This window comes from Streptomyces sp. NPDC051452, assembly GCF_044454765.1.
Classification (GTDB): Bacteria; Actinomycetota; Actinomycetes; order Streptomycetales; family Streptomycetaceae; genus Streptomyces.
This window is the reverse complement of record NZ_JBITEB010000010.1, coordinates 129,589-156,381: the sequence shown is the minus strand read 5'-3', so window position 1 is coordinate 156,381 and position 26,793 is coordinate 129,589. Positions and strand designations below refer to the sequence as shown.

At 72.1% G+C, this 26,793-nt stretch carries 28 protein-coding genes and 1 pseudogene; 16 read left to right on the top strand and 13 right to left on the bottom strand.

Annotated features, from left to right (window positions below):
* Positions 1-64 precede the first annotated feature (64 nt).
* Positions 65-1,672 (top strand): RICIN domain-containing protein, encoded by a 1,608-nt coding sequence (locus tag ACIBA9_RS23450; RefSeq protein ID WP_399365845.1) that lies wholly within the window; start codon positions 65-67, stop codon positions 1,670-1,672.
* A gap of 92 nt (positions 1,673-1,764) precedes the next feature.
* Here ACIBA9_RS23450 and ACIBA9_RS23445 read toward each other — a convergent pair whose 3' ends face one another.
* Positions 1,765-2,508 carry a DUF4142 domain-containing protein gene (locus ACIBA9_RS23445; RefSeq protein ID WP_399366020.1) on the bottom strand — a complete coding sequence of 248 codons (744 nt, stop codon included), beginning with the start codon at positions 2,506-2,508 and terminating at the stop codon, positions 1,765-1,767.
* A gap of 249 nt (positions 2,509-2,757) precedes the next feature.
* On the opposite strand from ACIBA9_RS23445, the gene ACIBA9_RS23440 reads away from it, so the two are divergent.
* The 4 genes from ACIBA9_RS23440 to ACIBA9_RS23425 all read left to right on the top strand — a co-directional run bounded on the left by ACIBA9_RS23440 (position 2,758) and on the right by ACIBA9_RS23425 (position 5,968).
* Positions 2,758-3,441, top strand: coding sequence for a DUF6445 family protein (locus ACIBA9_RS23440; protein ID WP_399365843.1), 684 nt, complete (start codon positions 2,758-2,760; stop codon positions 3,439-3,441).
* Positions 3,442-3,500: 59 nt separating this feature from the next.
* Entirely contained in the window at positions 3,501-4,178 is a 678-nt protein-coding gene (locus ACIBA9_RS23435) for a DUF4328 domain-containing protein (RefSeq protein ID WP_399365841.1), read from the top strand.
* Positions 4,179-4,260: 82 nt separating this feature from the next.
* The gene (locus ACIBA9_RS23430) at positions 4,261-4,926 is read left to right on the top strand and encodes an SDR family NAD(P)-dependent oxidoreductase (protein WP_399365839.1); all 666 of its coding nucleotides are present in this window, start codon (positions 4,261-4,263) and stop codon (positions 4,924-4,926) included.
* Between the two features lie 85 nt (positions 4,927-5,011).
* Positions 5,012-5,968, top strand: coding sequence for an MIP/aquaporin family protein (locus tag ACIBA9_RS23425; RefSeq protein WP_399365837.1), 957 nt, complete (start codon positions 5,012-5,014; stop codon positions 5,966-5,968).
* 49 nt (positions 5,969-6,017) lie between these two features.
* On the opposite strand, the gene ACIBA9_RS23420 is transcribed toward ACIBA9_RS23425, so the two are convergent.
* Both ACIBA9_RS23420 and ACIBA9_RS23415 read right to left on the bottom strand, forming a co-directional pair.
* Entirely contained in the window at positions 6,018-7,073 is a 1,056-nt protein-coding gene (locus tag ACIBA9_RS23420; RefSeq protein WP_399365835.1) for a PucR family transcriptional regulator, read from the bottom strand.
* 155 nt (positions 7,074-7,228) lie between these two features.
* Positions 7,229-8,140: a hypothetical protein gene (locus tag ACIBA9_RS23415; protein ID WP_399365833.1), complete on the bottom strand. Its 912-nt coding sequence runs from the start codon at positions 8,138-8,140 to the stop codon at positions 7,229-7,231.
* Between the two features lie 257 nt (positions 8,141-8,397).
* Here ACIBA9_RS23415 and ACIBA9_RS23410 point away from each other — a divergent pair, with 257 nt between their 5' ends.
* From ACIBA9_RS23410 to ACIBA9_RS23395, 4 genes and pseudogenes are all read left to right on the top strand, one after another.
* Positions 8,398-9,177: a VOC family protein gene (locus tag ACIBA9_RS23410; protein WP_399365831.1), complete on the top strand. Its 780-nt coding sequence runs from the start codon at positions 8,398-8,400 to the stop codon at positions 9,175-9,177.
* Positions 9,178-9,555: 378 nt separating this feature from the next.
* On the top strand, positions 9,556-9,993 hold the full coding sequence (locus ACIBA9_RS23405) for a lamin tail domain-containing protein (protein WP_399365829.1): 438 nt from the start codon (positions 9,556-9,558) through the stop codon (positions 9,991-9,993).
* Positions 9,994-10,149: 156 nt separating this feature from the next.
* A pseudogene (locus ACIBA9_RS23400) lies at positions 10,150-10,362 on the top strand (DNA-formamidopyrimidine glycosylase family protein); the annotation flags it as partial.
* 145 nt (positions 10,363-10,507) lie between these two features.
* Positions 10,508-10,882, top strand: coding sequence for a hypothetical protein (locus tag ACIBA9_RS23395; RefSeq protein ID WP_399365827.1), 375 nt, complete (start codon positions 10,508-10,510; stop codon positions 10,880-10,882).
* 49 nt (positions 10,883-10,931) lie between these two features.
* Here the strand turns inward: ACIBA9_RS23395 and ACIBA9_RS23390 are convergent, their stop codons facing one another.
* The 5 genes from ACIBA9_RS23390 to ACIBA9_RS23370 form a co-directional block, all read right to left on the bottom strand.
* A complete protein-coding gene (locus tag ACIBA9_RS23390; RefSeq protein WP_362149940.1) occupies positions 10,932-11,219 on the bottom strand; it encodes an SCO5918 family protein in 288 nt (95 codons plus the stop codon).
* 53 nt (positions 11,220-11,272) lie between these two features.
* Positions 11,273-11,608 carry a hypothetical protein gene (locus tag ACIBA9_RS23385; RefSeq protein ID WP_399366018.1) on the bottom strand — a complete coding sequence of 112 codons (336 nt, stop codon included), beginning with the start codon at positions 11,606-11,608 and terminating at the stop codon, positions 11,273-11,275.
* A gap of 230 nt (positions 11,609-11,838) precedes the next feature.
* Positions 11,839-13,329 carry a DEAD/DEAH box helicase gene (locus tag ACIBA9_RS23380; protein WP_399365824.1) on the bottom strand — a complete coding sequence of 497 codons (1,491 nt, stop codon included), beginning with the start codon at positions 13,327-13,329 and terminating at the stop codon, positions 11,839-11,841.
* Between the two features lie 250 nt (positions 13,330-13,579).
* Positions 13,580-13,783 carry a cold-shock protein gene (locus tag ACIBA9_RS23375; protein WP_007383480.1) on the bottom strand — a complete coding sequence of 68 codons (204 nt, stop codon included), beginning with the start codon at positions 13,781-13,783 and terminating at the stop codon, positions 13,580-13,582.
* A 227-nt stretch (positions 13,784-14,010) separates the two neighbouring features.
* A complete protein-coding gene (locus ACIBA9_RS23370) occupies positions 14,011-14,349 on the bottom strand; it encodes a MerR family transcriptional regulator (RefSeq protein WP_399365822.1) in 339 nt (112 codons plus the stop codon).
* Between the two features lie 557 nt (positions 14,350-14,906).
* Here ACIBA9_RS23370 and ACIBA9_RS23365 point away from each other — a divergent pair.
* The 3 genes from ACIBA9_RS23365 to ACIBA9_RS23355 all read left to right on the top strand — a co-directional run bounded on the left by ACIBA9_RS23365 (position 14,907) and on the right by ACIBA9_RS23355 (position 17,392).
* A complete protein-coding gene (locus ACIBA9_RS23365) occupies positions 14,907-15,527 on the top strand; it encodes a hypothetical protein (RefSeq protein WP_399365820.1) in 621 nt (206 codons plus the stop codon).
* A gap of 182 nt (positions 15,528-15,709) precedes the next feature.
* Complete coding sequence (locus tag ACIBA9_RS23360) at positions 15,710-16,780, top strand: alpha/beta fold hydrolase (protein ID WP_399365818.1); 1,071 nt, start codon at positions 15,710-15,712, stop codon at positions 16,778-16,780.
* A 51-nt stretch (positions 16,781-16,831) separates the two neighbouring features.
* Positions 16,832-17,392 (top strand): CGNR zinc finger domain-containing protein, encoded by a 561-nt coding sequence (locus ACIBA9_RS23355; protein ID WP_399365816.1) that lies wholly within the window; start codon positions 16,832-16,834, stop codon positions 17,390-17,392.
* A gap of 338 nt (positions 17,393-17,730) precedes the next feature.
* Here the strand turns inward: ACIBA9_RS23355 and ACIBA9_RS23350 are convergent, their stop codons facing one another.
* On the bottom strand, positions 17,731-17,952 hold the full coding sequence (locus tag ACIBA9_RS23350; RefSeq protein WP_393899429.1) for a hypothetical protein: 222 nt from the start codon (positions 17,950-17,952) through the stop codon (positions 17,731-17,733).
* Positions 17,953-18,240: 288 nt separating this feature from the next.
* The gene (locus ACIBA9_RS23345) at positions 18,241-19,350 is read right to left on the bottom strand and encodes a hypothetical protein (protein WP_399365814.1); all 1,110 of its coding nucleotides are present in this window, start codon (positions 19,348-19,350) and stop codon (positions 18,241-18,243) included.
* 397 nt (positions 19,351-19,747) lie between these two features.
* On the opposite strand from ACIBA9_RS23345, the gene ACIBA9_RS23340 reads away from it, so the two are divergent.
* From ACIBA9_RS23340 to ACIBA9_RS23325, 4 genes are all read left to right on the top strand, one after another.
* Positions 19,748-21,016 (top strand): beta-ketoacyl-[acyl-carrier-protein] synthase family protein, encoded by a 1,269-nt coding sequence (locus tag ACIBA9_RS23340; protein WP_399365812.1) that lies wholly within the window; start codon positions 19,748-19,750, stop codon positions 21,014-21,016.
* Positions 21,013-22,233, top strand: a complete 1,221-nt coding sequence (locus ACIBA9_RS23335; RefSeq protein ID WP_399365810.1) for a ketosynthase chain-length factor — start codon at positions 21,013-21,015, stop codon at positions 22,231-22,233. Before ACIBA9_RS23340 ends, ACIBA9_RS23335 begins: the two co-directional genes overlap by 4 nt.
* Positions 22,234-22,264: 31 nt before the next feature.
* Complete coding sequence (locus tag ACIBA9_RS23330; RefSeq protein WP_362149949.1) at positions 22,265-22,522, top strand: acyl carrier protein; 258 nt, start codon at positions 22,265-22,267, stop codon at positions 22,520-22,522.
* A gap of 101 nt (positions 22,523-22,623) precedes the next feature.
* Positions 22,624-23,562, top strand: a complete 939-nt coding sequence (locus ACIBA9_RS23325; RefSeq protein ID WP_399365808.1) for an aromatase/cyclase — start codon at positions 22,624-22,626, stop codon at positions 23,560-23,562.
* A 58-nt stretch (positions 23,563-23,620) separates the two neighbouring features.
* Here ACIBA9_RS23325 and ACIBA9_RS23320 read toward each other — a convergent pair whose 3' ends face one another.
* From ACIBA9_RS23320 to ACIBA9_RS23310, 3 genes are all read right to left on the bottom strand, one after another.
* Entirely contained in the window at positions 23,621-24,742 is a 1,122-nt protein-coding gene (locus ACIBA9_RS23320; RefSeq protein WP_399365806.1) for a DUF6081 family protein, read from the bottom strand.
* A gap of 74 nt (positions 24,743-24,816) precedes the next feature.
* Positions 24,817-25,761: an alpha/beta hydrolase gene (locus ACIBA9_RS23315; protein WP_399365804.1), complete on the bottom strand. Its 945-nt coding sequence runs from the start codon at positions 25,759-25,761 to the stop codon at positions 24,817-24,819.
* Between the two features lie 96 nt (positions 25,762-25,857).
* Positions 25,858-26,793, bottom strand: coding sequence for an NADP-dependent oxidoreductase (locus ACIBA9_RS23310; RefSeq protein ID WP_399365802.1), 936 nt, complete (start codon positions 26,791-26,793; stop codon positions 25,858-25,860).

Below are 26,793 nucleotides of genomic sequence, written 5' to 3'. Positions count from 1 at the left end.
ACGAAGAGCGGCACATCGTGGCCGACGGCTGATCGCGCGGCGCAGTGTCTGGGCGGCCGTCGTCATGGCTGTCGTGAGCGGCGCCGTCGTCGTGGTCAACAGCGCATCGGCCCAACCCGTGGATCCGAAGGCGTGGTACGTGCTGGTCAACCACAACAGCGGCAAGGTGCTGGACGGCCGTGCCGCCGCCACGAACGACGGGGCGGCGGTGGTGCAGTGGAACCGTCACGGTGGAGCCAACCAGCAGTGGCGGTTCATCGACGCCGGTGACGGCTACTACCGGCTGCAGAACCGGAACTCCGGCAAGGTGCTGGACGACTACCACTGGTCGAAGAGCAACGGCTCCGACCTCGTCCAGTGGAGCGACCGGAAAGGCTCCAACCAGGAGTTCAAACTGGCGAAGTCGCCGGACGGCTACGTACGTCTGATCAACCGCTTCAGCGGCAAGGCCGTCGAGGTCCACAACGCCTCGAAGGCCGACGGTGAACACGTCGTCCAGGACCGCGACCGGGGCGGCGCCGAGCAGCAGTGGAAACTCGTCCCGGCCGGGAACACGGGAAGCGCCGGCACGCCCCCCGCGACGGACGGCAGCTCGGCGAAACGCTTCATGGGCAGTAGCACGGTGCTCATCGGCGGCTCGATGTCCGACGCCTCGGCGAACGCCGCGCCGTTCGACGCGCGATACGCCTATGTGCACAGCCGGCCCGCGCCCTCGTCGGCCTACTACTCGGCATCGCGTTGCCAGGACGGGTGGTCGAACTGGTGGGGCTGCTGGAACGGCAGCACCACGGCGCCCGGCACCTACGTGACCTGGCGGGACAGCGAGGTGGCCAAGGCGACGTACAAGGGCCGGCCGCGTCCGCAGAAGATGCTCTGGACGTGGTACTCGTTGCGCGACCTCGGGGATCTGGCAGGCCAGGGCGACGGTCCGGGCGAGGTCCAGGCCATCGACCGGGTGGACCTGCTCACCCGGTACATGAACGACTACCGTTTCTTCCTCCAGAAGATCGGCACGTCGCGCGACATGATCGACCTCGAACCCGACTTCTGGGGGTACGTCCGGTCGCTCGGCAGTCCGCACAAGGTCGCCGCGCAGGTCACAGCCGCGAATCCGAAGGACTGCGGATCCCAGGAGAACAGCGCCGCCGGACTCTCCCGCTGCCTGATCTCGATGGCGCACAAGTACGCGCCGCACACCGCCGTGGGGCTCCACCTCACCTGCTGGGACTGGCAGAACAACACCCAGGCATGCGTCAAGGACTACGCGAACCTCGGGGCGCGGAACGCCGACTTCCTGGTCAGCGACGTGTCGGACCGCGACGCGGGCTGGTACGCACAGCCGGCCCAAGGCGGCCGTGACACCTTCTGGACCGGGCAGAAGGCCGCCGACTCGATGCGGTTCTACAAGACGATGGCCGAGTCCGTGGGCAAGCCGGTCGTCCTGTGGCAGATCCCCGTCGGCAACATGGCGCAGAACAACACCCTCAACCATTACAAGGACGACAAGGTGGACTGGCTCTTCGCCCACCTGGACCAGGTGGCGAAGGCCCATGTCGCGGGCCTGATGTTCGGTCCGGGGCAGCAGGAACAGACCTCGGTCGAGACCGACGGCGGGAACCTGATCGGCAAGACCATCGCCTACCACAACTCGGGTGGTACCGCGCTGAAGTAGGCGATGAGACGCCGCGCAGGAGAGGTGCCCCGGCCGACGTACGGCCGGGGCACCTCGAGCCGGTGAGTACCTTGCGGCGCGGCAGCTCGTACCTAGCCCACGGTGGGGCTCGGGCTGGGGGCGGGGGCGCCGCCGCCCGCGCCGCCGCCGCTTCCGGTGATCCCGTTCAGATCCAGCGCGGTGGACGTGGCGGTCGGCGGCGGAGTGAGGACCACCTCCGGCTGGCCGGCGGGCGGGGCCGGCGGGGTCAGGTCGGAGGAGGGCAGCTTCGGCGGGGTGGTCTGGTTGAAGATGGTCTGGTCGAAGTCGACCAGACCGGTCTTCTCCATCACCGTGATGTGGTCGAGCACGGTGTCGTTGGCCTGGTCGGCGAGGGCGCGCACCAGCGAGTTCTTGGTGGTGGAGCGGACCTTCGCGATGGTGTTGAAGATCGAGCCGTGCGTCATCCGCAGGATGTTGGCGAAGTCGGTGTCGAACTGCTTGCCGCTCTCCGCCTTCAACTGGGTGACGAACCCCTCCTGTTGTGGGCTCGCCACGTTGGGCAGCGTGATGTTCAGCATGGGCGCGATCTTGCGGCAGGAGGCGTCCAGCGCCGCGTGTCCGTCGACCAGGTGCGCGCTGGCCGTCTTGACCCCCTTGGAGGAGCCCTTCTGGAGGCCGATCTGACCGAGCGGGTACTCCCACAGCCCGGCGGCGCGCACCCTGACCACGAAGTCACGGTCGCCTTCGGTGAGCGGCCCCCACTGGGTCTGCGCGATGATCCGTGTCTGCGAGCTGGAGACGGTGTCCAGCCCGAGCATGCCCGGGTATGCGAGGGCCGCGAGGGTGAGGGCCATCGCACCGCCCACGAAGAGAGTTCCCGTCGCGTTCCGCGAAAAGCGCACCGTGCCTCCTGGTCGTGGAGCCGCCCACCATGTCGGCGCGGGCGGTTCGGACGCACAGGTGTACGGACGGGAGAGCGATCCGTCTCTGTTCCGCGGGTAAAAACTCCGGCTTGCCAAAAGTTGGTGCGCATGGCGAACGGTTGCCCAAACGTTGACCCGCCGCCGGGAGAAGCCCGATCGCACGCGTCCTAGATTCGCCGCATGCCCCCACAGCCTCCCAGAACGCCGGCCGCGCTGCCCGTCCTGCCCTACCGCAAGCCCACCAAGGGCCGCGACTACTGGGTGCTGGACGACGTCCTGCCCGACGTGGACGCCGTACGGGAGCGCTGTCTGGCCAAGGACGACTGGGTCGAGGGCTACCCGTACACCTCCGAGAGCTGGCCGGGCCTGCGCGCCATGCCCGGCCTGGAGCCGGCCGAACTCGCCCGCGTGGAACGGCTGGTGCGCAAGTCCACCGGCGCGCGGGAGCTGTGGGTGCAGCGAGCGCCCGGCGGCGGCACCCTCAACCACAACTGCGTCCAGGTGGTCGGCGAGGGCGAGAGCGAGCCACGCCCGCACACCGACTCGCGCGCCCTGTGCCGGTACGCGGCCGTGCTGTACCTCAACCCGGGCGTGCCCAAGGACTGCGGCACCAGTTTCTACCGCCAGTCCCTGCCCGGCGGCCGCCTCGGGGGGAACGTCGTCCAGGCCCCGCACAACAACCTCGTCGAGGCCCTCGGCACCCGTTTCGTGGCCCCGGACGCCTTCGAGGAGGACGTCCGCGTCCCGCACAAGTACAACCGCCTGCTGCTCTACAACGCCAACCTCGTGCACAGCGCGACCGGTTACGCCGGCCGGACGCTCGAGGACAAGCGCATGACGGCCGTCTTCTTCTGGATGGCCTGAGCCGGCCAGGTTATGGCCGCCGGGGCCGGCTGGGCGAGGATGAGGCGGTGACCGAACATATGGATCAGACATCTGCCCAGGGGCCCGGGCCGCGGCCCGTCCGGCTGTCCGGGCAGCTGGCTGTCGGGGGACTGTTGCTCGCCGGGCTCGCCTGGGTGGTGCGCGCGGTGTGGGAGATCCGGCTCGCCAGGGCCGGGGAGCCTGCCTCGGGGCCGCCGGACCAGGGCGGCGGGGTGCACCGGCCGCTCGACGGCCTGGAGAACTCCTACCACCTCGTCACCTCCCTCGGCGGTGGCGCCGCCTTCCTCTGCGCGCTGCTCTTCCTGTCGTGGCTGTGGCGGCTGCGGGACAACGCGCGCGCCCTGTCGGGCCTGACGCCCCGTTACTCCGGCTTCTGGGTGTACCTGGGATGGATCTTTCCCGTGGTGAACCTCTGGATTCCGCGCGGCATCGTCGTCGACGCCTTCGAGACCGGCTCGCCGGGCCGTAGGCTGCCCGTCTCCGTCAACGTCTGGTGGGGCCTGTGGATCGTCGGGCTGCTCAGCGGCGTCGGGATCGTCTACCGGGACTCCACCGACGAGATCATCGCCCGCGCCTACACCGAGGTGTGGCCGCTGCTCGCCAGTGACGTGGCGGTGATCGGGGCCGCCGTCGCGGGCGCGTTCGCCGTGCACGCCGTCACCCGCGCCCAGACGGAACGGACGCGGTCCGGCACGACGGGCGCCGACCCGGTCTGAGCGCAGGCGCCGGCGTAGCCCGGGTCGCCCGTGGCGGACCTGGTGTGTGTGCGGTCCCGGCCCGCGCGGTACGGATGCGGGTATGAGCAGCATCGCCATCGTGGGGGCCGGGCCCGGGCTGGGGGCCGCCGTCGCGCGCCGGTTCGGGCGTGAGGGGTACGACGTCGCCCTGATCGCCCGCGACCGGACCCGGCTGGACGAGCTCGTCGACGGACTCGCGGCCGAGGGGATCACCGTCCGCGGTTTCACCGCCGACGTGCGCAGGCCGCAGGAGCTGACAAACGCTCTGGAGGAGACCGCGGCGACCCTCGGGCCCGTCGAGGTGTTGCAGTACAGCCCCGTCCCGCACCGGGACTTCATGCGGCCCGTGCTGGAGACCGGGCACCGCGATCTCGTCGGCCCCGTCGAGTTCTCCGTGTACGGCCCCGTCGCCGCCGTACGGCAGGTGCTGCCGGGGATGCGCCGGCTGGGGCGCGGGACGATCCTCCTCGTCAACGGCGGGACCGCGGCCGTGCCCCATCCCGACCGGGCCGGCACCTCGATCGCGTTCGCCGCGGAGAGCGCGTACGGGCATCTGCTGCACGAACGGCTGGCCGGGGAGGGCATCCACGTGGCCCAGCTCGTGATCCCGGGAGCGATCGTCCCCGGGCACGCGCGCAGGGACCCGGCCGTGCTGGCGCGGAGCCTGTGGGGCATGCACCAGGACCGGCACGGGTTCCGGCACTACGCCGACGACCTCGACAGCTGACGGCGTTCCGTCGCGCTGCAGGGAGTGAGTTTCTGGGTCAATATGGTGACATTGGCCGCATTGCTCTCTTGACATGGGGGCCTCAATGGCTGTCGAAATCCCTACGCTCGTCAAACCGTCCCGGCTCAGAAGCCGGGGCGGGCTCCTGGGCGAGTGCCTGGCGGAGTTCCTGGGGACCTTCGTCCTCATCTCCTTCGGCTGTGGCGTGGTGGCCATGGCTGTCGCGGCCCTGCCCGGCTCGGGCCGCGCCGCGACCCCCACGACCATCTTCCTGGCGGCCGGTGACTGGCTGCTGGTGGCCTGGGGCTGGGCCTTCGCCGTCATGTTCGGCGTCTATGTGGCCGGTGGCGTCAGCGGCGCCCATCTCAACCCTGCGGTGACCCTGGCGATGGCCGTGCGCCGCGGGTTCTCCTGGGCCAAGGTGCTGCCGTACTGGTTCGCACAGGTCGTCGGCGCCCTCACCGGAGCGGCGCTGGTCTACCTCGTGTACCACAGCGCGATCAACGCCTTCGACCAGGCCGTGCCGGGGCCGAAGGTGAACGGGCACACGAACGCCACGTTCTCCATCTTCGCCACCTTCCCGGCCCCCTACTTCAACGGCGGCGTCTGGGGCCCGCTGATCGACCAGATCGTCGGTACCGCCTTTCTGCTGATGCTGATCGCCGCCGTCCTCGACCTGCGCAACCAGGCGGTGAAGGCCAACCTCGCGCCGCTGATCGTGGGCCTCGTCGTCGCCGCCATCGGCATGTCCTACGGCGCCAACGCGGGCTACGCCATCAACCCGGCCCGTGACTTCGGGCCGCGCCTGTTCACCTACGCGGCGGGCTGGAACAGTCTGGCGTTCCCGGGGAGCGTGTCCGGCGTGTTCAGCAACTACTGGTGGATCCCGATCGTCGGACCGCTGGTCGGCGGGGTCATCGGCATCGTGATCTACGACCTGTTCATCGGTGACGTGCTGGTCGTACGCACCGAGCTCGCCCAACGGCCCGAACCGGGCCGGTCCCGCCCGGTCCGCACGGTCGACGAGGACGAGGAGCTCTGACGGATGACGGGGGCTGCCGGGACTTCACGGCGGCCGTCGAACCGGGGCGTCACAGGGGCGAGTTGGGCCAGTTCAGCAGGCGGGCGCCGATCACGGCCGTCTGCAGCGTGTAGCGGTGGGCCGGGTCCGCCGGGTCGGCGCCGGTCAGGGCGCGGATGCGCTCCAGACGGTAGGTGAGCGCGCGCACGCTCAGCGCGAGCCGGCGGGCGGCCTCGGCGGCCACGCAGCCCGAGTCGAAGTACACGGTGAGGGTCCGCAGCAGGGGCCCGGCACCGCCCCGGGCCCCGGTCAGCGGGCCGAGCGTGTGCGACACCAGGTCCGCCAGGGCCTGCCGGTCGCGGGCGAGGACCGGGTAGACGAGCAGATCGGCGGTGCGCAGCACCGGTTCGGCCAGGTCGAGCCGGTCGGCCATCTCCAGCGCGGCGAGGGCCTCCTCGTACGACTGCACGACACCGCCGGGGCCGGGGCGGGGGCGGCCGATCGCGACCCGGCCGTCGTCCGCGGCCGCCGCCTGCCGGGCGAAGTGGGCGAGGACCTCGTCGTCCTCGCCGGGCGCGACACACAGCAGCCGGCCGTTCTTGGTGGTGAGCAGGATGTCGCGGGTGTCGAACCGGGCGAGGACGGACGCCTCCACCCGGCGGGCGGCCGGACCGCCCTCGACGAAGCCGGTTCGGCCCTCGGCCACGGCCACTGCGTGCGCGCGAGACAGCCGCAGACCGAAGCGTTCGGCACGCTCGGCGAGCCTGCCCAGGTCGCTGCGGCCGTAGAGCAGATCGTCGATGAACTCCCGGCGCACGGCCTCCTCCCGGCGGACGGCCAGGCGCTGAGCGCGCTCGTAGCCCTCGGCGAACGCGTCCACGGCCTGCTGTACGGCGGCCAGCGCGCTGTCGGCCGAGCCGGCCGTGGGCGGCCAGGCGGTGCGGGCGGCGGCGAGATGGGCGACGACGAGGGCGCGCAGGCCGTGGCCGGCGTCGGCGGCCCGCTCGCCCAGCGCCCGGCGGGCCGTCAGCTCCTCACGGGTCAGCCGGCGGCCGGTGGACGCGACCTCGGCCAGGGCACGGGCGAACCCCTCCACATACCGCTCCGGTATGTCCTGCTCCGACACGCCGTTGCCGCTCCCCCGTGATCCTGACGCTCCGGCGACGCTTCCTTGACGCCGGTCCGGCACGAAGACCCTAGTGAACACTGCCGGAGACCGGCAACGCGCGGACGCGTCCCCCCGACGCACCATCTCCGCGGCGAAACCCGGCTGTCGCCCCGTCAGCCCAGGCACACCACGACCAGGCAGAGGCGCGAGGACGACGTGGAGGTGGGCGTCGACGCCGGTGCGGGGGCGGACCCGGTCGTGCCGGAGGCGGTGCCGTCGGCGGCGGGGGTGGCGGGCGTTGCCGGCGCGGGTGCCGTACTCGTGCGCGCGGGCGTCGTGCCGACGGGAGCCGGGGCGGCGGACTGCGGCCGGGGGGTGCTCGGTCCGGCCGGACGAGGCGGTGTGGCGGTGTCCTGACGGGTGGTGACCTGCCGGACGGCCGGCGGTGCCGTACGGGGGGTGATCGACAGGGACCGCTGTCGGTCAGTGTCGGTGGCGGGCGCCTGTGCGGCGGCAGCGGTCGTGCGGGCGGCGGTGCGGTGCGCGGTGGGCACGGCCGGGGCCGGGCCGTCGGACCGGGCCGGCTGTTCGTCGGCCAGGCCGCCCATGGCCCGGTGGTCCGGCGCGGTCGCCGCTTGCGCCCGGCCGGCGGAGCCGCGCTCCATCGAGGCGACGGTCAGGCCGCCCCCGACGATCGCCACGGCGGTGGCCACCGCGGCCCTGCGCCGGCTCTTCTTCCAGCGGGCCCGCTGCCGACGGCGTGCGGCCCGGCCCCGCGACGCGGGGGGCGCTCCCTCGGCATCGGCGGCCGGCCCGGCGGCCACCGCCTCGCTCTCCGCGTCCGCCACCACCGGCCCGGCGTCGGGCGCCCCGGCGTCGGGCGCCCCGGCGTCGGGCGCGGCGTAGGCCAAGCCGTGCGGCGCCGGGTCCGGCCACGTCGGGTCCGGCCACGTCGAGTCCGCGGTCCGGGGCGGGTCGCTGAGACGGACGGTGACGGGTGGGGCGATGTCCGGGGCGTACGCGCCGCACCCGGGACACACCAGGGCGCCGTTGAGGTGCCGACGGCACGAGGTGCAGTAGTCCATGCGCGGTCTTCCTGAGTGGACTGCGCCGACGGCCCGCCGGGCCACGGCCTGGTCACGCTCGAACGGGAAAGCGAGCGACCAGCCACGGTAACGAGCCTTTCGAAAGGCTGTGTGCAGTCCATGTGCCACTCCTGCGCAGATTCGTTCGTCCCCGGCCGGGTGAACCCGCCCGGGTGTCCGGTCCGGCGCCCAGTGCCCCGCTCCCGCCGTCGGCATAGTGGCGGCGGCTTTCGGACCCCACTGGCAGGAGGAAGCGCATGCTCGGTACGGAATTCCGCACCGGATCGCCCATCTGGATCGACCTCGGCAGCCCCGACCCGGACGCGGCCGTCGCCTTCTACGGCGCCGTCTTCGGGTGGCGGTTCGCGTCCGCCGGTCCCGAGGCGGGCGGTTACGGCTATTTCCGGAAGGAGGGCAAGACCGTGGCCGCCCTCGGTCCGCTGACCGAACAGGGCGCCGCGTCCGCCTGGATGACGTACTTCCGGACCGACGACGTCCAGGCCACCGTCCGTGATGCCGTCGCCCTCGGCGGCACCGTGCGCGCCGAGCCCGTGACCATGGGCGCGGTGTCCATGGCCCAGCTCACCGATCCCGAGGGCGCGCGGTTCGCCGTGCTGCAGTCCCATCAGGGTCTGGAGGCGGCGTCCGAGGACGACACGCTGGTCTGGGTCGAACTGCACGTCGGCGACCCCCAGGGGGCGATCCCTTTCTACCGGGACCTGTTCGGCTGGCGCGCCGAGGAGATGCGGGCGCCGGGCATGTCGTACCAGGTGCTCAGCGTCGGGGAAGGCGACCGGCAGGAGGGCGCCTTCGGCGGCGTGGCCGCGCTGCAACCCGGTCACGAGGACGCGCGGTGGGTGCCGTACTTCGCCGTGGCGGACGTGGACGCCGTGGTCGCCGACGTCGAGGACAACGGCGGGACGGTGCTCATGCCGGCGGCGACCGTGCCGGACGTCGGCCGTATCGCCTGGCTGACCGACCCGGACCACGCGGTGTTCGCCGTACTGAGGCCGGACCCGCGCCCGGCGGCGGCCTGACCCGGCTCCCCTACCGCTGTTACTCACTTTCGGGTGACGGCACGTCCGGCTCCGGGACGCGACGCGTTGACGGTCAGGCCGGACAGGCCGGTACCGAAGCGGCCAACTCGGCTGACTCAGGGTCAATGCGGACGTTCGGAGGATATATGGACGTTACAGGTATCTGTAACAGGAAGATGTTGAAACGGTAATGGAAGCCACATCTCCTCCACATACCGGCTGCCCGGGTTGCAGAGTGTGGGTGCGCGGCCAGCCAGCCGCCGAACGCACTAGGCACCACCGCCGGCCTGCGACGTTGCGACGCTCGCGGCGCCGTCCGGAGGTGCTCCGGATCTCTGTAGGAGGATTCTCTTGACCGTTTCCGCTTCTGTGCGTCGCATGACCGCCGTTGCCGCCGTGGCGGCCGCCGCCGTGGGCGCCGTCGCGCTGCCGGCCGCGGCCGCCGATCACCACCCCTCACCCCGCGCGCACCACGGCACCGTCTACATCAGCCGCGTGCAGGCTCCCGCCCAGGGGCGCGACAACCGCTCCCTGAACCGGGAGTGGGTGGATATCACCAACGGTTCCCGCCACTCCGTCAACCTCGACGACTGGACCCTGTCCGACCGGGACGGGCACACCTACACGTTCCGTCACTTCCGTCTCGAGGGCCGCTCGACGGTCCGCGTCCACACAGGCGTCGGCGAGGACACCCGCAGTGACGTGTTCCAGGACCGCCACAAGTCCGTGTGGGACCGCGAGGACACGGCCACCCTGCGCAACGACCACCGCCGCTTCGTCGACGACGCCTCCTGGGGCGGCCGTCGCCACTGGTAGCACCGCGGTGGCGTACCGGGTCGGACCGACCATGCCCTGAGACCAGACCTGTCCGACCCCGGCGCACGAAGAGGCCCACGGTCCCGCGAGAGCGGTCACCGTGGGCCTCTCCCTGTCAGGTGTCCGACTCCTGCGCGCGGGGCAGGACCGTCCGGCGTGTCGACGTGCGCGACACGGGCGTACTTGCACGGGACCGGCGTACGGGGACTGCGCGCCGCGCTCGAAGGGCGGCGGTTCGGCCGGCCGGAGCGGCACGGGAAGTGGCTGCTCGCCCCCACCGGCGACGGCCCCACCCTGCTGCCGCACTTCGGCATGACGGGACTGCTGGTCTGCGGGCGGCCCGACGACCCGGTCGAGGCGTATGACCGCGTCCTGTTCACACTGTCCGGCGGTCACCGGCTGGTCTACCGCGACCAGCGCAAGCTGCGGGGCGTCTGGCTTGCCGAAGACGACGCGGGCGTCTCCCGGCTGTTGGAACGGCAGGTCCCGACGCCCTGGCGGTGGGCCGGGAGGAGTGGGCCGGGAGGAGTTCGAGGCGGCGCTCGCCGCGCGCCGCGGCCATCTCAAGACCGCCCTCACCGACCAGTCCGTCCTCGCCGGGCTGGGCAATCTGCTCGCCGACGAGATCCTGTGGCGGGCCGGGCTGCGCCCCGACCGGGGAGCGCGTGACCTCACCCCGGCCGACCGCCGCCGGCTGTACGCACGGATGCGCGGCACCCTGCGCTCGGCCGTCACCGCCGGCCGCGTCCCGCCGCGCGATACCTGGCTCACCGGCCACCGCGACGACGCCGACCCTCACTGTCCGCGCTGCGGCACCCGGCTGTGCCGGAGCCGTAGGTCCGGCCGTGGCACGGTGTGGTGCCCGCGGTGCCGGCCGGGCGACCCCTGACAGCCGGGCGGCTCCCGGGTGCGGGCCGCCGCTCAGCCGGCCGCCCGGGTCACCAGCCCCAGGAGTCGTCGGTGGTCGGCACTTCCTGGGCCGGCGTGGCGGTGGGGGCGTCGTGGCAGGTGAAGCCGAGCCGGGTCAGGGCCCTGCGCATCTCGGCCGCGGTGAAGTCGCGGCGGTCCTGCCTGGTGACGACTTCCCCGACCTGCTTCACGCAGAAGGTGCGGCGGCCGATGACCACGGACACGCCGGTGACGGGTTCGGGCGTGACGCCCTCCATCGACCGCTCGACCTCGTTCTTGGTGAGGTCGAAGGGGAATCGGGCGATGACACAGCGCATGATGCCTCCACAAAGCTACTGAGACGGCACGGAGTTCGGGGGACGAACGGCGGTCAGGGCGTGAGAGCGAGGACGCCCAGGGCGTAACCCTGTTCGTCGACGACGGGGGACACGTCCAGCGTCCGGACCCGCATGGCGGCTTCCGCGTCGTCGAGGACGGTCGTGGACGGGGTGAACGGCCCGCGGTCGAGCGGGATGTCCCGCAGCCGGGTCGGGTCGGTGTACCAGGAGCCGCCCCGGTGCGCGGCGAGCTGGTCCCGGGTGACCAGGCCCGTGCACCGGCCGTCCGCGTCCTGGAGCAGCAGGTGCGGGACGCGGGCGCCGATGAGCACGGACAACGCCACGTCGACCATCATGTGCTCGTCGACCTGGGGCCCGGGGGCGTGCATGGCGTCACGGGCGGTCAGCCCGGTGCCGTCGTTCCCGGCCCGGTAGGCGGCGGCCGGTACCCGCTGGGCGCGCGGGATCCGGCGGATGGGCGGCACCTGACGGGCATGGGACGGGAACGGCGGCAACGGCTTCTCCTCTGGGGCGGCGGCGACTTCGGCTCTTCGTCGGGCGGAGCGGGACGAGCGGGAGACGGCCTCGGCCGCGGGGAGCGAACCTGCGACCGCCGGAGCTACCCGTCGGTCCTCGGGGTGGAGCGGCGGCTGCGGGTGCCGGAGCGTCCGCGCCGGCCGCGACCGCCGCCGCCACCCGCGCGGTCGCGCCGCTCGGCGGGCGGCGTGGCCACCGGGACGGTGACGGTGACGGGGACGCCGGAGGGCGTCCGGGCGCCGGTGATGCGGTTCAGCTCGGCCTCGCCCGGGCGGACCCGGGCGCTGCGCGGAGTGATACCGGCGTCGGCCATCAGCCGGTCCATCGCGCGCCGCTGGTGCGGCAGGACGAGGGTGACGACCGTGCCGGACTCGCCCGCGCGGGCCGTGCGGCCACCGCGGTGCAGGTAGTCCTTGTGGTCGCCGGGCGGATCGACGTTGACGACGAGGTCGAGGTCGTCGACGTGGATGCCGCGGGCCGCGACGTTGGTGGCCACCAGCACCGTGACGTGGCCGTCCTTGAACTGGGTGAGCGTCCGGGTGCGCTGTGGCTGCGACTTGCCGCCGTGCAGGGCGGAGGCGCGGACACCGACGGACAGCAGGTGCTTGGCCAGCCGGTCCGCGGCGTGCTTGGTGTCCAGGAACATGATCACCCGCCCGTCGCGGGCGGCGATCTCGGTGGCCGTGGCGTGCTTGTCCGCGTCGGCCACGTGCAGCAGGTGGTGCTCCATGGTGGTGACGGCGCCCGCGGACGGGTCGACCGAGTGGACCACCGGGTCGTGGAGGTAGCGGCGCACCAGGAGGTCGACGTTGCGGTCCAGCGTGGCCGAGAACAGCAGGCGCTGTCCGCCGGGAGCCACCTGGTCGAGCAGCGCGGTCACCTGCGGCATGAAGCCCATGTCGGCCATCTGGTCGGCCTCGTCCAGGACGGTGATCGTGACCTGGTCGAGCCGGCAGTCACCCCGTTCGATGAGGTCCTTGAGACGGCCCGGGGTCGCGACGACGACCTCGGCGCCACCGCGCAGCGCACTAGCCTGGCGGCCGATCGACATGCCGCCCACGACGGTGGCGAGCCGCAGCCGCAGGGCGCGGGCGTAAGGGGTGAGCGCGTCGGTGACCTGCTGGGCCAGTTCCCGGGTGGGCACGAGGACCAGGGCGAGGGGCTGGCGCGGCTGGGCGCGCTGGCCCTGCAGCCGGGCCACCAGGGGCAGGCCGAAGGCGAGGGTCTTGCCCGAGCCGGTACGGCCGCGGCCCAGGACGTCCCGGCCGGCCAGGGCGTTGGGCAGCGTGGCGGCCTGGATCGGGAAGGGCACGGTCACGCCCTCGGCGCTGAGCGCGGCCAGCAGCCGATCGGGCATGTCGAGCTCGGCGAACTCCTCGACCGCGGGCAGCGGCTCGGTGAGGGTGACCGGCAGGGCGAACTCCTGCGGGCGCGGGGCGGAACGCGTGCCCTGGCCGTTGGGTCGTCCGGTGCCCGGACGGGGGCCTCGACGGCGGGACTCCTGTGGCCGAAAACGCTCGGAGCGGTCAGCGCGACCGGAGCGTTCGGAACGAGCGGAGCGGGTGCGGTTCATGGGGGAACCTTCCTCGATGCGGCACGTATCGAGGAATTCCTCCGCGGCAGCTCCTCGGCAGCCCTCCCGGCGGCGGAGAACCGCGCGAGTGGCGCGAGGATTCACAAGAATGAGCCGAATAAAAATCCGAAGACCTGCGTCTGGGCGGTCATTCGGAGAAGTGGAAAATGGACTGGGGCCCGCACCCCAAGAGCGCGGGCCCCAACCATGTGATGCGCGAGCCCTGGGCTCACGACTGTTTCGCGTCAGATCAGGCGGGAACGATGTTCTCGGCCTGCGGGCCCTTCTGGCCCTGCGTGACGTCGAAGGTAACCTTCTGGCCTTCCTGAAGCTCGCGGAAGCCGGAGGTGGCGATGTTCGAGTAGTGGGCGAACACGTCAGCGCCGCCGCCGTCCTGCTCGATGAAGCCGAAGCCCTTTTCCGCGTTGAACCACTTCACGGTGCCAGATGCCATATTGAATCTCCCTTGGGGGGCAGTGCCGGATGCCGCACTTTACGGATCCGAGTCGCCGCGATGATCACCCCTCCGGAAAGATCCGGAAAGCTCTGCAAAGAAACAAGTCTCTGGTAACCAAAACTGCAACTGGTATCACGCTAACACAGGTCCAGTGAAAACCCCATGTCTTTCAGATGTGGCGTGGAGCCCACGTGTCGGGGGTTGGAATAGCTGTACCGGCGGCTCTAGATATTCAGTCCCTGCTCGTCCAGCTTTCGGCGCATACCCTCGATCCGGCGCAGAGCGTCGCCGAGCCCGTCCTCCAGAGTGATGATGCGGCACGCCGCCTCGATGGGGGTGCCCTGGTCGACGAGCTCACGAGCCCGGGCGGCGACGCGCAACTGGCGGCGCGAGTAGCGGCGGTGACCGCCCCCCGAGCGCAACGGCGCGATCAGCCCGGCATCGCCGAGGGCCCGGAGGAAGGCCGGGGTGGTGCCGAGAACGGCGGCGGCCCGGCCCATGGTGTAGGCGGGGTAGTCGTCGTCGTCGAGGTGGCCGGCGACGGGAGGGTACTCGGCGGGCATGGCACCTTCGTACTGGGCTGCGTCTGTGTTGCTCCGCAACCCTATCCCCGGCATGCCCGAAGATGTGGGCCGGCCGCCGTAGATTTCACCTCGCCCCACCGCCGACGCCGACTTCACCCGTCGGCCACTCCGCGGTTTGAGTCCTTTGCCCTTGGTGACCTGTGTGGTGGAGAGCGGCCGTGCCGCGTGTGGGTTCGGACCAGCAGCCGGCATGTCGGCGCGTCCGTCCCGCACTCTGCCGCCCGGCCTTGACAGCGGGGCGGCAGGGTCGCGTTCGGGGCGTGACCGCCCCTGCCCGGCCGGGGCCACGCGGCGGCGCACCGGTACGGCCGTCGTCTGCCGCCCTCTCGCCGCCCGGCCGCGACGGTCCGTGCCCGGGAGTACGGTTGAAAGTACCGAGGGCGCCGCGCCGGCTTCCGGACCGGACCGGCGCCGCTGCCGCTCTCGGCGAGCGACGACGCCGGGCCGGGTGATTCCCGTGCCCGGGGCAGGGCGTGCACATGACCGTGCCCATGACCGCGAACACGCCGCTTCGGACCGCGAGGGTGCCGGGTCGGATGCCCCAGGTCTCCCGTGCCCCGCGTCCACGGCGTCCGGAACGCGGCTCCTCGCCCCACGAGGGCGAGCGCGTACGCCAGTTGACCCGAGGCCAGGTCGAGGACCGGCTCCGGGACCTGGGCGACTTGTACGCGGAGATCTCCGGCGGCAGTCCGTGGGCGTGGAACCAGGCCCGCGGTGCCTTCCTGCGCCGTCTGGCGGCCGACGCCCGGCGGCCGGGATTCTCGCTCCTCGTCGCGGAGACCACTGCCCTGACCGGGTACGCCTACGGTTTCCCCGCGTGCGGGGCCGGCCCTCGGTGGGTGGGGTTCGACGGCTACCTCTCCCGGAGCCTGCTGCACCGCGCAGCCTCCGGACGGCTCTTCGTGATCTCGGGGATCGTCGTGCCGTCCCGGGTGCGCAGGGAGTACCAGGACCGCGCCTGGAATCTCGCGCGCAGGCTGCAGAGGCGGCTGCTCGACGACCACGACGCCGCACTCGGCGTCACGCTGGTGAGCCGCCGCGACGTCGACACGGTGCAGACGCTGTGCTCCTGGGGATGGCGCCGCCCCGTCGGCGACGCCCCCAGGGCCCTCCTGACCGGCCCCTTCCGTGTCCTGGTCCTGCCCCGGGGGAGCTGAACTCCCCGCTCACGGCCGTAGACGGAGCGTGTCTCACCGGACCAAGTGGTGACGGGGTGGCGCCGAATCTGCCGTGGAGACAGGGGAGTGAACTTTACGTCACCTGTTTGACGAGTGACGTTGGCTATGTCACAGTCGGTCATCGCAGGGGTCGGGGCAGGTGATCGCGCGGAGGGATCGACATGATCGACAGGCGTGGGTTCAGCAAGGCGCTGGGACTGGGCGCGGGCGTGACCGCCGCCTCGCCGACCGGTCTGCTGGGGCGATCGACCGCGTCCGCCGCTCCCCGGAATGCCGCCACGCCGACGGCCGCCCCCCACCCGGTACACACCACGGGCCCCGGGCACACCACGTTTCCGCCGCTCAAGCGGGTCAGGGCAGGTCTGCTGGATGTCGGCTACGCCGAAGTGGGCCCCGCCCACGGCCCCGTGGTCATCTGCCTGCACGGCTGGCCGTACGACATCCACAGCTATGCCGACGTCGCCCCGCTGCTGGCCCGGGAGGGCTACCGGGTGATCGTCCCGTATCTGCGCGGCCACGGCACGACACGCTTCCTGTCCGGCCGGACGGTCCGCAACGCCCAGCAGTCGGCCGTCGCCCTCGACCTCGTCGCCCTGATGGACGCCCTGAAGATCGAGAAGGCCGTGCTGGCCGGTTTCGACTGGGGCTCGCGCACCGCCGACATCGTCGCAGCGCTCTGGCCCGAGCGCTGCGCGGCCCTCGTGTCGGTGAGCGGCTACCTCGTCACCGACCTGCGGGCCAACCGGAAGCCGCTGCCGGCCCGAGCCGAGCACACCTGGTGGTACCAGTACTACTTCGCCACCGAGCGAGGCCGGCTCGCCATGGAGGACAGGACCCTGCGCCGCGACCTCGCCCGGCTCGTCTGGGAGACCGTCTCCCCGACGTGGCACTTCGACGACGCCACGTTCGAGCGCACCGCGGCCGCGTTCGACAACCCGGACTACGCGGCCGTCGTCATCCACAACTACCGCTGGCGGCTGGGCCTCGCCGACGGGGAGCGCCGCTACGACGCACTGGAGCGGCGGCTCGCCACGCGGCCGGTCATCACGGTGCCCACCATCACCCTGGACCCCGAGCGCGACCCCTTCACGGCCCCGGGGAACGGGGCCTCGTACCGGGACAGGTTCACCGGCGCGTACGAGCACCGGACCCTGAGGGGAATCGGCCACAACCTGCCGCAGGAGGCGCCCACCGCCTTCGCGCGGGCCGTCGTCGACGCGGACAACCTCTGATCACCGCCGCGACGGCTGACGGGGCCCGCAGTCACCTGTCAGAATGGTGATGTGAATCTGGACCACGTCTTCGTCTGCGGGAACCCGGCCCTCGATTTCGCCGCCACGCTCCGCGCACGCCGCTCGGCGCGCTTCGAGATGTTCGCGACGCCGGACAGGCTGACCGCTTGGTACCTGGAGTCGGGCATCGTCGACGCGGTCTCGCCCGCCGAGGACGCCGACGTCGAGCAGGCGAAGACCGTGCGGGAAGCGGTGTACCGCCTGGTCACCTGCCGCCGGCTCGGGGAGGCGTACGACAGGGCGGCGCTGACCGTCCTCAACAACGCGGCCCGGACTTCGCCGGCGGTGCCTCAGCTCACCCCGTCGGGGCGATGGACGCAGGCGACACCGCAGGAGGCCCTCTCGCTCGTGGCGCGCCACGCCGTCGAGCTGCTGGGTGGCCCGGACGTGCCCCTGCTCAAGGAGTGCGGCAACCCGGAGTGCACCCGCACCTACATCGACCGCTCGCGGGGCACGCGCCGGCAGTGGTGCGGGATGGACTCGTGCGGCAACAAGATCAAGGCTGCCGCCTACCGGGCCCGCAAGAAGGCCACTCCCACGACACCGAACTGACGGAGTCGGCCGACACGGCCGCACGCCTCGGCGCGGTACCGCGGACGACCCCGACCGCCGAACCACGCTCGCATGGTCCCGCGGAAGGGCTAGGCCGCCGCCGTACGCCCCGCGTGCCCGCCCGAGCCCGTCTCCTGCGCGTCCTCGAACGCGAAGAAGTCGTCGTCCCCGAAGTCCGGGGCCTGGAAGGGGTTGGTCGCCGGGGGAGGCGAGGCCGCGGCGGAAGCGCGGGGCTGCCCGTCCGGAGCGGAGAACAGCGAAGTCAGATCGATGAGAGGTCTCTCCTTCGTGACGGCACCCCGAAGGGGCCGGGTGTGCCGTGACCGGGCACAGCGGTTCTACAGCTTGGTCATCTTCGCGTACGGGCTCAGGATCCGCATCTGCGCGGAACCGAAGTCCACGAGCGCGGCGATTCCGTCCTCGACGCCGATCACCCGGCCGAGGCCGTACATGTCGTGGGTGACCTGATCGCCGACGGCGAAGTGCTTGGGGGGCCGCGTGTCCGGGGCCTTGAAGGGACTGGTCGCCAGATGGCGCTTCTGTGCAGCAGGCTTAGTCATCCCCTCCAGTATGCGCCCAGCCCCGCCCCATCCGCTGCGGCCGTTCTCAACCGTTACCCGGCGACTTCTGCTCCAGGAGGGGGAACTGCCCGGGGACCGGCGGGGCGCCGCCCGGCGCCGGAGCTGACGCACGACTGCCGACGGTCGCCCTCGCAAATGATCCTCGATCTCCCCCTCCCCGCCCAGCCACCCGCCCCTCACCTGCGCCGACGTTGTCCATGGCGGTCCGGCTGCCGGGCCTCGCAGGGCGGTCGGCATCCCTTCGAGCAAACCCGACTCACACCGGGCTCACGCGTCCCCGCTGACCACCTGTACGAGTCTCCACCGGCCGCTCACCTTTACCGCCGACAGCAGGATTCGCCAGCCGGGCCGGGCGCGGGCGGCGATCTCGGGGCGTACGGGGACGGGACCCACCACCGGGCAGTCGTCCTCCTCCTCGTACCCCCTGTCGTAGTCCTTGAAGGTGAGGGAGCCCGCCGTCACTTCCGTGATCGTCAGGTACTGGCTGTCGACGCTGTCCTCGATGCGGGAGCGGTCGGGCCAGGAGACGAGATCGTCGTCGCCGAACGCGTCGACGAACTCCTTGAGCACGGCCCGTTCGTCCACGGTGATGTCGATGTCCGCGAGGCGGAGCCGGGCCGCGTCGGCGTCCAGGTGACCGTTCGCGACCAGCCAGTTCAGCAGGTCCGTCACCACACGCCGTGCCGTGCGCAGCTCGTGGGGCGAGGCGTGCTGCTTGTGGGGAAGCGTGCTGTTGAAGAAGGCGCCCAGTTCGTCGACGACCTCGGCGGGCGCCATCTCGCCGGATGGTTTGTCGCCGTACCAGCCGATGCTGAAGCGCAGCGTCGAGACGACCTCGTCGGCCTCCTCGAAGGCGTGCTTGTCGTCCCACCGCTCGAGCAGGAACCGCGACAGGGCGACGGCCAGCGTGGTGCGCTCGCCCCGCGCGCCGGCCCTGAGCACCGCGCCGCGGCGCTGGTGGTGGGCCAGTTCGGCGGCCAGCTCGCCGGGCGCCACCACCGCCTCCGCGTCGTCCTCGCCGAACTCGTCGCCGTCGTCCGCCCATTCGGCGGTGTCATCCCATGCGACGTCGTGCCGGGCCAGCAGCGGACGCAGTCTCCGCCACAGGTCCGGTTCGTCGGGCGGGCGGTGCTGGGCGCGCTTCGCGTGCAGGGCCTCGTCGGCCACCCGGATCAGCACCCGCGACGGCCGGGTCAGCACCGCGAGACCCTCCACGACCGCCGTCAGCGCCATCCGGTGGGACGTCGTACCGGTGCCGCTGCCGCTGATCTCACGCCGGTGGGACCCGTAGTTCAGGACCGCCGCCCACCCCCCGTGCCCGTCCTCGCACATTCCGGCCGCGTCCAACACGACGGTCCCGTCCGGGGCAAGACCCATCAGCCCTCCCGAGGCATGCCGAGACGACAAGACGACGAGAGGATCCCACCACTACCCGTTCGAGGGGAAGCGCGGACGTGGCACGGCGACTCCCGTCGGCCGAGGCAGGGGTGACATGTGGTCACCACCCGGCGTCCGGGCGGGCGCACGGGTCCTGGGAGGCGGCCCGACGGCTGCCCCGGGGATCGGCCCATCCGGTACGTCCACTCTTCTTCGAGCCCGGCTCGAGCAGTCGGAGCGAGCCTGCTGAGACCTTCGGCGCGGTTTCGCCGGAGAGCGCGAGCTCCGTCACGCGAAAGGAACGAACTGCGATGTTCTGCATGGAGGGAAGCCGCGGCCGGCTGCGGCACGGGCCCACGCGGCACCGCCCCGGCTCCACTCGCGCCCGGAGTGCCCGATGACCAGACGTGTAGTGATCACTGGTATCGGTGTCCGCGCCCCGGGCGGCTCCGGAACGAAGGAGTTCTGGGACCTGCTGTCCTCAGGGCGCACCGCCACTCGCCCGATCTCGGCCTTCGACGCCGGCGCCTTCCGGTCCCGCGTCGCGGGCGAGGTGGACTTCGACGCGGTGGCCGAGGGGCTGAGCCCCCGGGAGATCCGCCGGATGGACCGGGCCAGCCAGTTCGCCGTCGTCTGCACCCGGGACGCGGTGGCCGACAGCGGGCTGGACTTCGACGACGTCGACCCGGCCCGGATCGGCGTCGGCCTCGGCAGCGCGGTCGCCTCCGCCACCAGCCTGGAGAACGAGTACCTGGTCATGTCGGACGCGGGCCGCGAGTGGCTCGTCGACGCGGACTACATGTCCCCGCACATGTTCGACTATCTGAGCCCGGGCGTGATGCCCGCCGAGGTCGCCTGGGCGGTGGGCGCGGAGGGCCCGGCGGCCATGGTGTCGGACGGCTGCACCTCCGGACTCGACGCGGTGGGCTACGGCGTCCAGCTCATCCGGGAGAACTCCGCCGACATCGTGCTGGCCGGTGCCGCGGACACGCCGATCTCGCCCATCGTCGTCGCCTGCTTCGACGCGATCAAGGCGACGACTCCCCGCAACGACGATCCGGCCCGGGCGTCCAGGCCCTTCGACGGCTCCCGGAACGGGTTCGTCCTGGCCGAGGGCGCCGCGATGTTCGTCCTGGAGGAGTACGAGCGGGCGGTGCGCCGCGGCGCCCGCATCTACGCGGAGGTCGGCGGCTACGCGACCCGCTGCAACGCCTACCACATGACGGGCCTGAAGGCGGACGGCCGTGAGATGGCCGAGGCGATCCGGGTCGCGCTCGACGAGTCCCGGATCGACCCCACCGGCATCGACTACGTCAACGCCCACGGATCGGGCACCAAGCAGAACGACCGGCACGAGACCGCCGCGTTCAAGCGCAGCCTCGGCCCGCACGCCTACGACGTCCCGGTGAGCTCCATCAAGTCGATGGTCGGGCACTCGCTCGGCGCCATCGGCTCGATCGAGATCGCCGCCTGCGCCCTGGCCATCGAGCACAACGTGGTGCCACCGACGGCCAACCTGCACACTCCCGATCCCGAGTGCGACCTGGACTACGTGCCGCTGACCGCGCGCGAACAGCGGGTGGACACCGTCCTCACCGTCGGCAGTGGTTTCGGCGGCTTCCAGAGCGCCATGGTCCTCCACCGTCCCAAGGGGGCATCGGCATGAGCGCCACGGTGATCACCGGAATCGCGGTCGCGGCGCCGACCGGGCTCGGCAGCGACCAGCACTGGAAGTCCGTGCTGGACGGCGAGAGCGGCATCGGCGAACTCACCCGTTTCGACACGTCGGGCTACGCCTCCCGGCTGGCCGGCCAGATCACGGACTTCGACGCCAAGGAGCACCTGCCGAGCAGGCTGCTGCCGCAGACCGACGTGTCGACCCGGTACGCGCTCGCCGCCGCCGACTGGGCGCTGGCGGACGCCGCCGTCGGTCCGGACACGCTTGCCGACTACAGCATGGGCGTGGTCACCTCCAGCTCCCTGGGCGGCTTCGACTTCACCCACCGCGAGTTCCGCAAACTGTGGAGCAAGGGACCGGAGTTCGTCAGCGTCTACGAGTCCTTCGCCTGGTTCTACGCGGTCAACACCGGCCAGATCTCCATCCGCAACGGCATGCGCGGGCCGAGCGCCGCCCTCGTCGCCGAGCAGGCCGGGGGGCTCGACGCCCTCGGGCATGCCCGGCGTACCGTGCGCAACGGCACCGAACTGGTGCTCGCCGGCGGGGTCGACTCCGCCTTCGATCCATGGGGCTGGGCCTCGCAGCTGGCCGGCGGCCGGGTCAGCACCGAGGACGATCCGGCGACGGCCTACCTGCCGTTCGACCGCCGGGCGAGCGGGTACGTGCCCGGAGAGGGCGGCGGCATCCTCATCGTCGAGGACGCCGACTCGGCCGCCCGGCGCGGCGCCCCGCAGATCTACGGCGAGATCGCCGGCTACGCGTCCACCTTCGACCCACGGCCGGGCTCCGACCGGCCGCCCACGCTGCGCAGGGCCGCCGAACTCGCCCTCGCCGACGCCGGGTTGCGGCCCGACGACATCGACGTGGTGTTCGCCGACGCGGCCGGTCTGCCGGAGCTGGACCGTGCCGAGGCGCAGGCCATCACCGGGATCTTCGGACCGAAGGCGGTCCCGGTGACCGCGCCGAAGGCCCTCACCGGCCGGCTGTACGCGGGCGGCGGCCCGGTCGACGTCGTCACCGCCCTGCTGAGCATCCGCGACCAGGTCGTACCGGCGACCGCGCACACCACCGACGTGCCGGAGGAGTACGGGCTCGACGTGGTCCGGCACGAGGCACGAAGCGTGCCCGTCAAGGCGGTCCTGATCCTCGGCCGCGGCCGCTGGGGGTTCAACTCGGCCCTCGTCGTGACCGCCCCGACCCACTGAACAGGCGACAACGCAGGAGGAATCACCACCCATGGCAACGATGGACATCGAAGACCTGCGCCGCGTCCTCGTGGCGTGCGCGGGCGAGGACGACGCGGCCGACCTCGGCGGCGACATCCTCGACATGACGTTCCAGGACCTCGGCTACGACTCGCTGGCGATGATGGAGACAGCGGCCCGCATCACCCAGGACTACGGCGTGGACCTCTCGGACGACGAGATCACCGAGGTCGCCACCCCGCGCGCCCTGCTCGATCTGGTCAACCGTTCCGTCACCGCGACCGCCTGATCCCCTTCCCCCTCTTCCGACGGTGCCCGTACCCGCAGGACGCGGGTGCGGGCACCGTCGTCGTTCCGCGCCGCCCGGCAGACCGAAGGAGTTCCCCGTCCATGACGAACCGGCACCGCACCGAACACACCCTGACCGTGTCCGCGTCTCCCCGCACGCTCTACGACCTGGTGGCGGACGTGACCCTGTGGCCCGCGGTGTTCGGGCCGACCGTGTACGTACGGCACTTCGAGCGCACCCCGCGACAGGAGCGCTTCCAGCTGTGGGCCGTGGTCAACGACCAGGTCACCAGCTGGATCTCACGGCGCACCCTGCACCCCGAGGAGCTGCGGATCACCTTCCGGCAGGAGCACAGCCGGCCGCCGTTCGCCTCCATGAGCGGTGAGTGGATCTTCCAGGAGCTGCCCGACGGACACTGCCGGATCGTCCTGGTGCACGACTTCGTCCCGGCGGACGACAGCCCCCGGACGCTGGCCGCGATCAAGGCGGCGCTGGACCGCAACAGCCCCGAGGAACTCGGCGCGCTCGCCCGGCTGTCGGGCCTCGGCCACCCGCTGTCGGAGGTGGTCTTCTCGTTCACCGACGTCCTGCCGCTGCGCGCGGGCGTGGCCGAGGCCTACGACTTCGTCCACCGCGCCGACCTGTGGGCCGAGCGGCTGCCGCACGTCGCCGACGTGCGGCTCGGGGAGCCGTCCCCGGGTGTCCAGGAACTGGAGATGGAGACCGTGACGGCGGACGGCTCCACCCACACGACCCGATCGTTCCGGGTGTGCCAGGACGGAGAGTGGATCGCCTACAAGCAGCTGCGGATGCCGAGGCTGCTGCTCGGACACAGCGGCCTGTGGACGTTCTCCGACGGTGACGAGGGACCCGTGGCGACCGCCCGGCACACCGTGGCCCTGAACCCGGACGCGGTGACCGAGGTGCTCGGCGCCGGCAGCACCCTCGAAGATGCCCGCGCCTACATCCGCGAGGCGCTCGGCAACAACAGCAGGACGACCCTGTCCTACGCGGCCGCGGCCGTCGAGGGCACCCACTGACCCACGAATGGTGAAGGGGCGGTCCGCACAGGCGGACCGCCCCTTCACCATGCCCGGATCAGTGATCGGCGTCGGCCGCCGCCACCGGGACGCTGGAGACGACGTAGCGGCTCATGTCCAGTCCGGCGCCCTGGCCGAACAGCCGGTTGCCGGGCGCGCTGGCGTTGTCGTAGAACGTCTGCGGGGTCGGAGCGCCGACCCGCGGGCCGTAGTAGTGGTCCGGGGCGTTGGTCAGCCGGATCAGGGCCGAGGCGTCGGAGGTCCCGGGCCGGCCGCCGTCCATGATGGTGAACAGGCCCATGCCGCAGCTGAGTTGGCGCGGCGCCGCCGTCATGTCGGTGCCGCCGTTGTCGAGCATCATGTACTTCCGGGACGGCAGGCGGTGTCCGATGCGGTCCACCGTGAAGACCACGCGCCCGTCGAGCACCCAGCGCACCACGCCGGCGGACCGGTCGTAGGAGATCTTGAAGTGGTGCTCCCGGCCCGCCGCGGTGGACGCCACGGGGACCGCGTAGGTGAAGGCGGAGTAGTTCCCCAGCGTCGCGCGGTTGTCGGGGACCCGCTCGTAGAAGGCGTAGACCCGCTTGTTCGTCACGAAGAAGTCGAAGATCATCGACGTCTCGGGGTCGAGGACCGGCATGCCCACCGAGGCCAGCCGCAGGTCGTCGTCCGGATCGGTCACCCGGCCCCCGAACGGGTGGGCTCGGGTGCCGTAGGTCCGGCCCGACATCCAGGTCTCGCAGGAGAGCACCCGGCCGGGCTCCGCGTCGAAGCCCTGGTAGCCCGCCGACGAGGTGTGGTTGGTGAACGCCAGCCACTTGACGTGGTCCAGGTTGCCCGGCAGCCCCGAGCCGTCGCTGTTCTCCTGGCCCACGGTGTGGGTGAAGGCCGGCTCGCCCGTGGCCGGATTGACGCCGCCGGAGACGAGGTGGAGACCGTCCCCGGAGGTCGATGTCCTCCCGTCGTCCGTGACGAAGGAGCCGATCGTGGGAAAGGCCCAGCGGGCGTCGGGACCCGAGGAGGAGAAACCACCCCGGAAGTCGTCCCATGTGATGCGGTACGAGGTCGGGTCCGCTCCGCGGTCGCCCGCGGCCGACGCCGCCGGAACGGTACCGGTCACCGCCGCGCAGCACAGGGCGGCGGCTGTCAGCAGCCGCTTCAGGCTCCTCTTGCGTGCCATGGAAACGCGCTCACCTTCTCCAACGGGGACGGGCCCCGGCAGTGGTCGTGTCGTGGTGGGCCGACGGCGGCCCGTCAGGCGCGCAGGCCCAGACGCAGGGCGTGGACCTGGTCGGCGATCATCCGGCGGGAGATCTCCGCGTCGATCGCCACGGAACCGTGGAAGGTTCCCGGATAGTGACGCAGTTCGGTGCGCACACCGGCCTGGATCAGCCGGTGGGCGTACCCGATGCCCTCGTCCCGCAGCGGGTCGAACTCGCAGATCATGACGAAGGCGGGGGGAAGGCCGCGCAGATCGTCGGCGCGGGCCGGGGCGGCGAGCGCCGGGACCGCGCCGGTTCCCGGTTCGGCGGTCCCCGTCAGGTAGTACCGCCAGGTCGACCGCGCCCCGTCGCGGTCCAGCTTGGGGGTGTCCGTGAACGAACGGGCGGAGGGGGTGTCCAGCCGGTCGTCCAGCTCCGGCTGGAAGAGGCACTGGAAGCTCAGCCGTGGCCCGCCGCGGTCACGGACCAGCAGGGTCAGTGCCGCCGCGAGACCGGCGCCGGCGCTCTCGCCGCCCACCCCGATACGGTCCGGGTCGACGCCCAGTTCCACAGCGTTGCGCGCCGTCCACTCCAGGGCGGCGTAGCAGTCGAGCAGGGCGGCCGGATAGGGATCCTCCGGGGCGTTGCGGTAACCGACCGACACCACGAGGGTACCGACCCGGTCGGCGAGCCGCAGCGCCGTGGAGTGGATGGAGTCCAGGCCGCCGAAGACGAAACCGCCCCAGCGCAGATAGAGCAGCGCGGGCAGCGGCCCGGTCCGCCCGGCCGGACGGTAGAGGCGCACCGGGACCGCGGGGGCGCCGGGCGGCCCGGGGACGGTCCGGTCCGTCACCCGCACCGGTAGCTCGGGCTCGTAGGCCGGGGCGTTGTCCGTCGCCGCGCGCAGCAGCGTGCGCGCCGCGTCGAGATCGCGGTAGTCGACGGCCGGGAACTTGGCCGCCCAGGGGGCCAGCTCAGGGTCGTAGTCGTAAGCCACGGCAGACCTTCCGGGGAGGGCGGAGCGCGGTGCCCGGCCGCCGCGCGGCCGGGCACCGTCCTGTCCGGGAAACGTCGTCCGGCGCCGGATCCGGCGTCAGACGGTGATGACGACCTTGCCGACGGGGTGCTTGCCGGCGGCGAAGTCGCCGTACGCCTGCGCGGCGTCCGCGAGCGGGTACGTGCCGCCGACGTGGACGGTCAGCTCGCCCGCCGCGACCTTGGCGACCAGCTCCTCGAGCCGGCCGATGCCGTTCTCCACTCCCACGTGCACCGGCGTCACGTCCCGTTCGAGGGTCTCGGGGACGCCGATCGAGGAGACCAGCCGGCCGCCCGGACGGACCGCGGCCGCCGTCTTCTCCACCGCGGGGCCGCCGTTGACGAGGTCGACGACCACGTCGACGCCGCCCGGGAAGAGCCGCAGCGCCTCGGCGACGGGGTCGGTGGAGGTGTAGTCGACGGCGTGCGCGGCACCGAGTCCGCGGACGTGGTCGAGGGCCGAGGGCTGCGCGGTGGCGATCACCTCGGCGCCGACGCCGGCCGCCAACTGCACCAGATAGGTGCCGATCCCGCCGGTGGCGCCGACGATCAGCACGCTCTGGCCGGCCGTGAGACCGGACGCCTCCAGCAGGGCGGCCGCGGTCATCCCGGACACCGGCAAGGCCGCCGCGCTGACCGCGTCCACGGAATCGGGCCGGTGGACGAGCCCGGGACCGTCGGCGACCAGCGTCAGCTCGGCCAGGGTGCCCGTCGTGTCGTGGGTGAACGCCACGACCTTGTCGCCGGGCGCGAAGCGCGTCACACCCTCACCGACGGCCTCCACGACGCCGGCCGCGTCCATGCCGGGCACGAAGGGATGTTCGACGGGCATCACCTGGCGTAGCCGGCCGGTGATCAGGATGACGTCGATCGGGTTGAGCCCCGCCGCCTCCACCCGCACCAGCACCTGGCCGGGGCCGGGCGTGGGGGCCGCCCGGTCGGTGACCGCGAGCTGGTCGACGGGGGCGTACGACTGGGCGATGACTGCCTTCAA

What these genes read in the sequence shown, in the direction of transcription:
- ACIBA9_RS23405 (WP_399365829.1), top strand. Translation starts at nt 9,556, where the DNA reads ATGACCGCCGTTGCCGCCGTGGCGGCCGCCGCCGTGGGCGCCGTCGCG.
- ACIBA9_RS23325 (WP_399365808.1), top strand. Translation starts at nt 22,624, where the DNA reads ATGACGAACCGGCACCGCACCGAACACACCCTGACCGTGTCCGCGTCT.
- ACIBA9_RS23350 (WP_393899429.1), bottom strand. Translation starts at nt 17,952, where the DNA reads ATGACTAAGCCTGCTGCACAGAAGCGCCATCTGGCGACCAGTCCCTTC.
- ACIBA9_RS23450 (WP_399365845.1), top strand. Translation starts at nt 65, where the DNA reads ATGGCTGTCGTGAGCGGCGCCGTCGTCGTGGTCAACAGCGCATCGGCC.
- ACIBA9_RS23360 (WP_399365818.1), top strand. Translation starts at nt 15,710, where the DNA reads ATGATCGACAGGCGTGGGTTCAGCAAGGCGCTGGGACTGGGCGCGGGC.
- ACIBA9_RS23345 (WP_399365814.1), bottom strand. Translation starts at nt 19,350, where the DNA reads ATGGGTCTTGCCCCGGACGGGACCGTCGTGTTGGACGCGGCCGGAATG.
- ACIBA9_RS23380 (WP_399365824.1), bottom strand. Translation starts at nt 13,329, where the DNA reads ATGAACCGCACCCGCTCCGCTCGTTCCGAACGCTCCGGTCGCGCTGAC.
- ACIBA9_RS23335 (WP_399365810.1), top strand. Translation starts at nt 21,013, where the DNA reads ATGAGCGCCACGGTGATCACCGGAATCGCGGTCGCGGCGCCGACCGGG.
- ACIBA9_RS23365 (WP_399365820.1), top strand. Translation starts at nt 14,907, where the DNA reads ATGCCCCAGGTCTCCCGTGCCCCGCGTCCACGGCGTCCGGAACGCGGC.
- ACIBA9_RS23385 (WP_399366018.1), bottom strand. Translation starts at nt 11,608, where the DNA reads ATGCACGCCCCCGGGCCCCAGGTCGACGAGCACATGATGGTCGACGTG.
- ACIBA9_RS23340 (WP_399365812.1), top strand. Translation starts at nt 19,748, where the DNA reads ATGACCAGACGTGTAGTGATCACTGGTATCGGTGTCCGCGCCCCGGGC.
- ACIBA9_RS23440 (WP_399365843.1), top strand. Translation starts at nt 2,758, where the DNA reads ATGCCCCCACAGCCTCCCAGAACGCCGGCCGCGCTGCCCGTCCTGCCC.
- ACIBA9_RS23415 (WP_399365833.1), bottom strand. Translation starts at nt 8,140, where the DNA reads ATGGACTACTGCACCTCGTGCCGTCGGCACCTCAACGGCGCCCTGGTG.
- ACIBA9_RS23430 (WP_399365839.1), top strand. Translation starts at nt 4,261, where the DNA reads ATGAGCAGCATCGCCATCGTGGGGGCCGGGCCCGGGCTGGGGGCCGCC.
- ACIBA9_RS23320 (WP_399365806.1), bottom strand. Translation starts at nt 24,742, where the DNA reads ATGGCACGCAAGAGGAGCCTGAAGCGGCTGCTGACAGCCGCCGCCCTG.
- ACIBA9_RS23445 (WP_399366020.1), bottom strand. Translation starts at nt 2,508, where the DNA reads ATGGCCCTCACCCTCGCGGCCCTCGCATACCCGGGCATGCTCGGGCTG.
- ACIBA9_RS23390 (WP_362149940.1), bottom strand. Translation starts at nt 11,219, where the DNA reads ATGCGCTGTGTCATCGCCCGATTCCCCTTCGACCTCACCAAGAACGAG.
- ACIBA9_RS23435 (WP_399365841.1), top strand. Translation starts at nt 3,501, where the DNA reads ATGGATCAGACATCTGCCCAGGGGCCCGGGCCGCGGCCCGTCCGGCTG.
- ACIBA9_RS23330 (WP_362149949.1), top strand. Translation starts at nt 22,265, where the DNA reads ATGGCAACGATGGACATCGAAGACCTGCGCCGCGTCCTCGTGGCGTGC.
- ACIBA9_RS23375 (WP_007383480.1), bottom strand. Translation starts at nt 13,783, where the DNA reads ATGGCATCTGGCACCGTGAAGTGGTTCAACGCGGAAAAGGGCTTCGGC.
- ACIBA9_RS23425 (WP_399365837.1), top strand. Translation starts at nt 5,012, where the DNA reads ATGGCTGTCGAAATCCCTACGCTCGTCAAACCGTCCCGGCTCAGAAGC.
- ACIBA9_RS23370 (WP_399365822.1), bottom strand. Translation starts at nt 14,349, where the DNA reads ATGCCCGCCGAGTACCCTCCCGTCGCCGGCCACCTCGACGACGACGAC.
- ACIBA9_RS23410 (WP_399365831.1), top strand. Translation starts at nt 8,398, where the DNA reads ATGCTCGGTACGGAATTCCGCACCGGATCGCCCATCTGGATCGACCTC.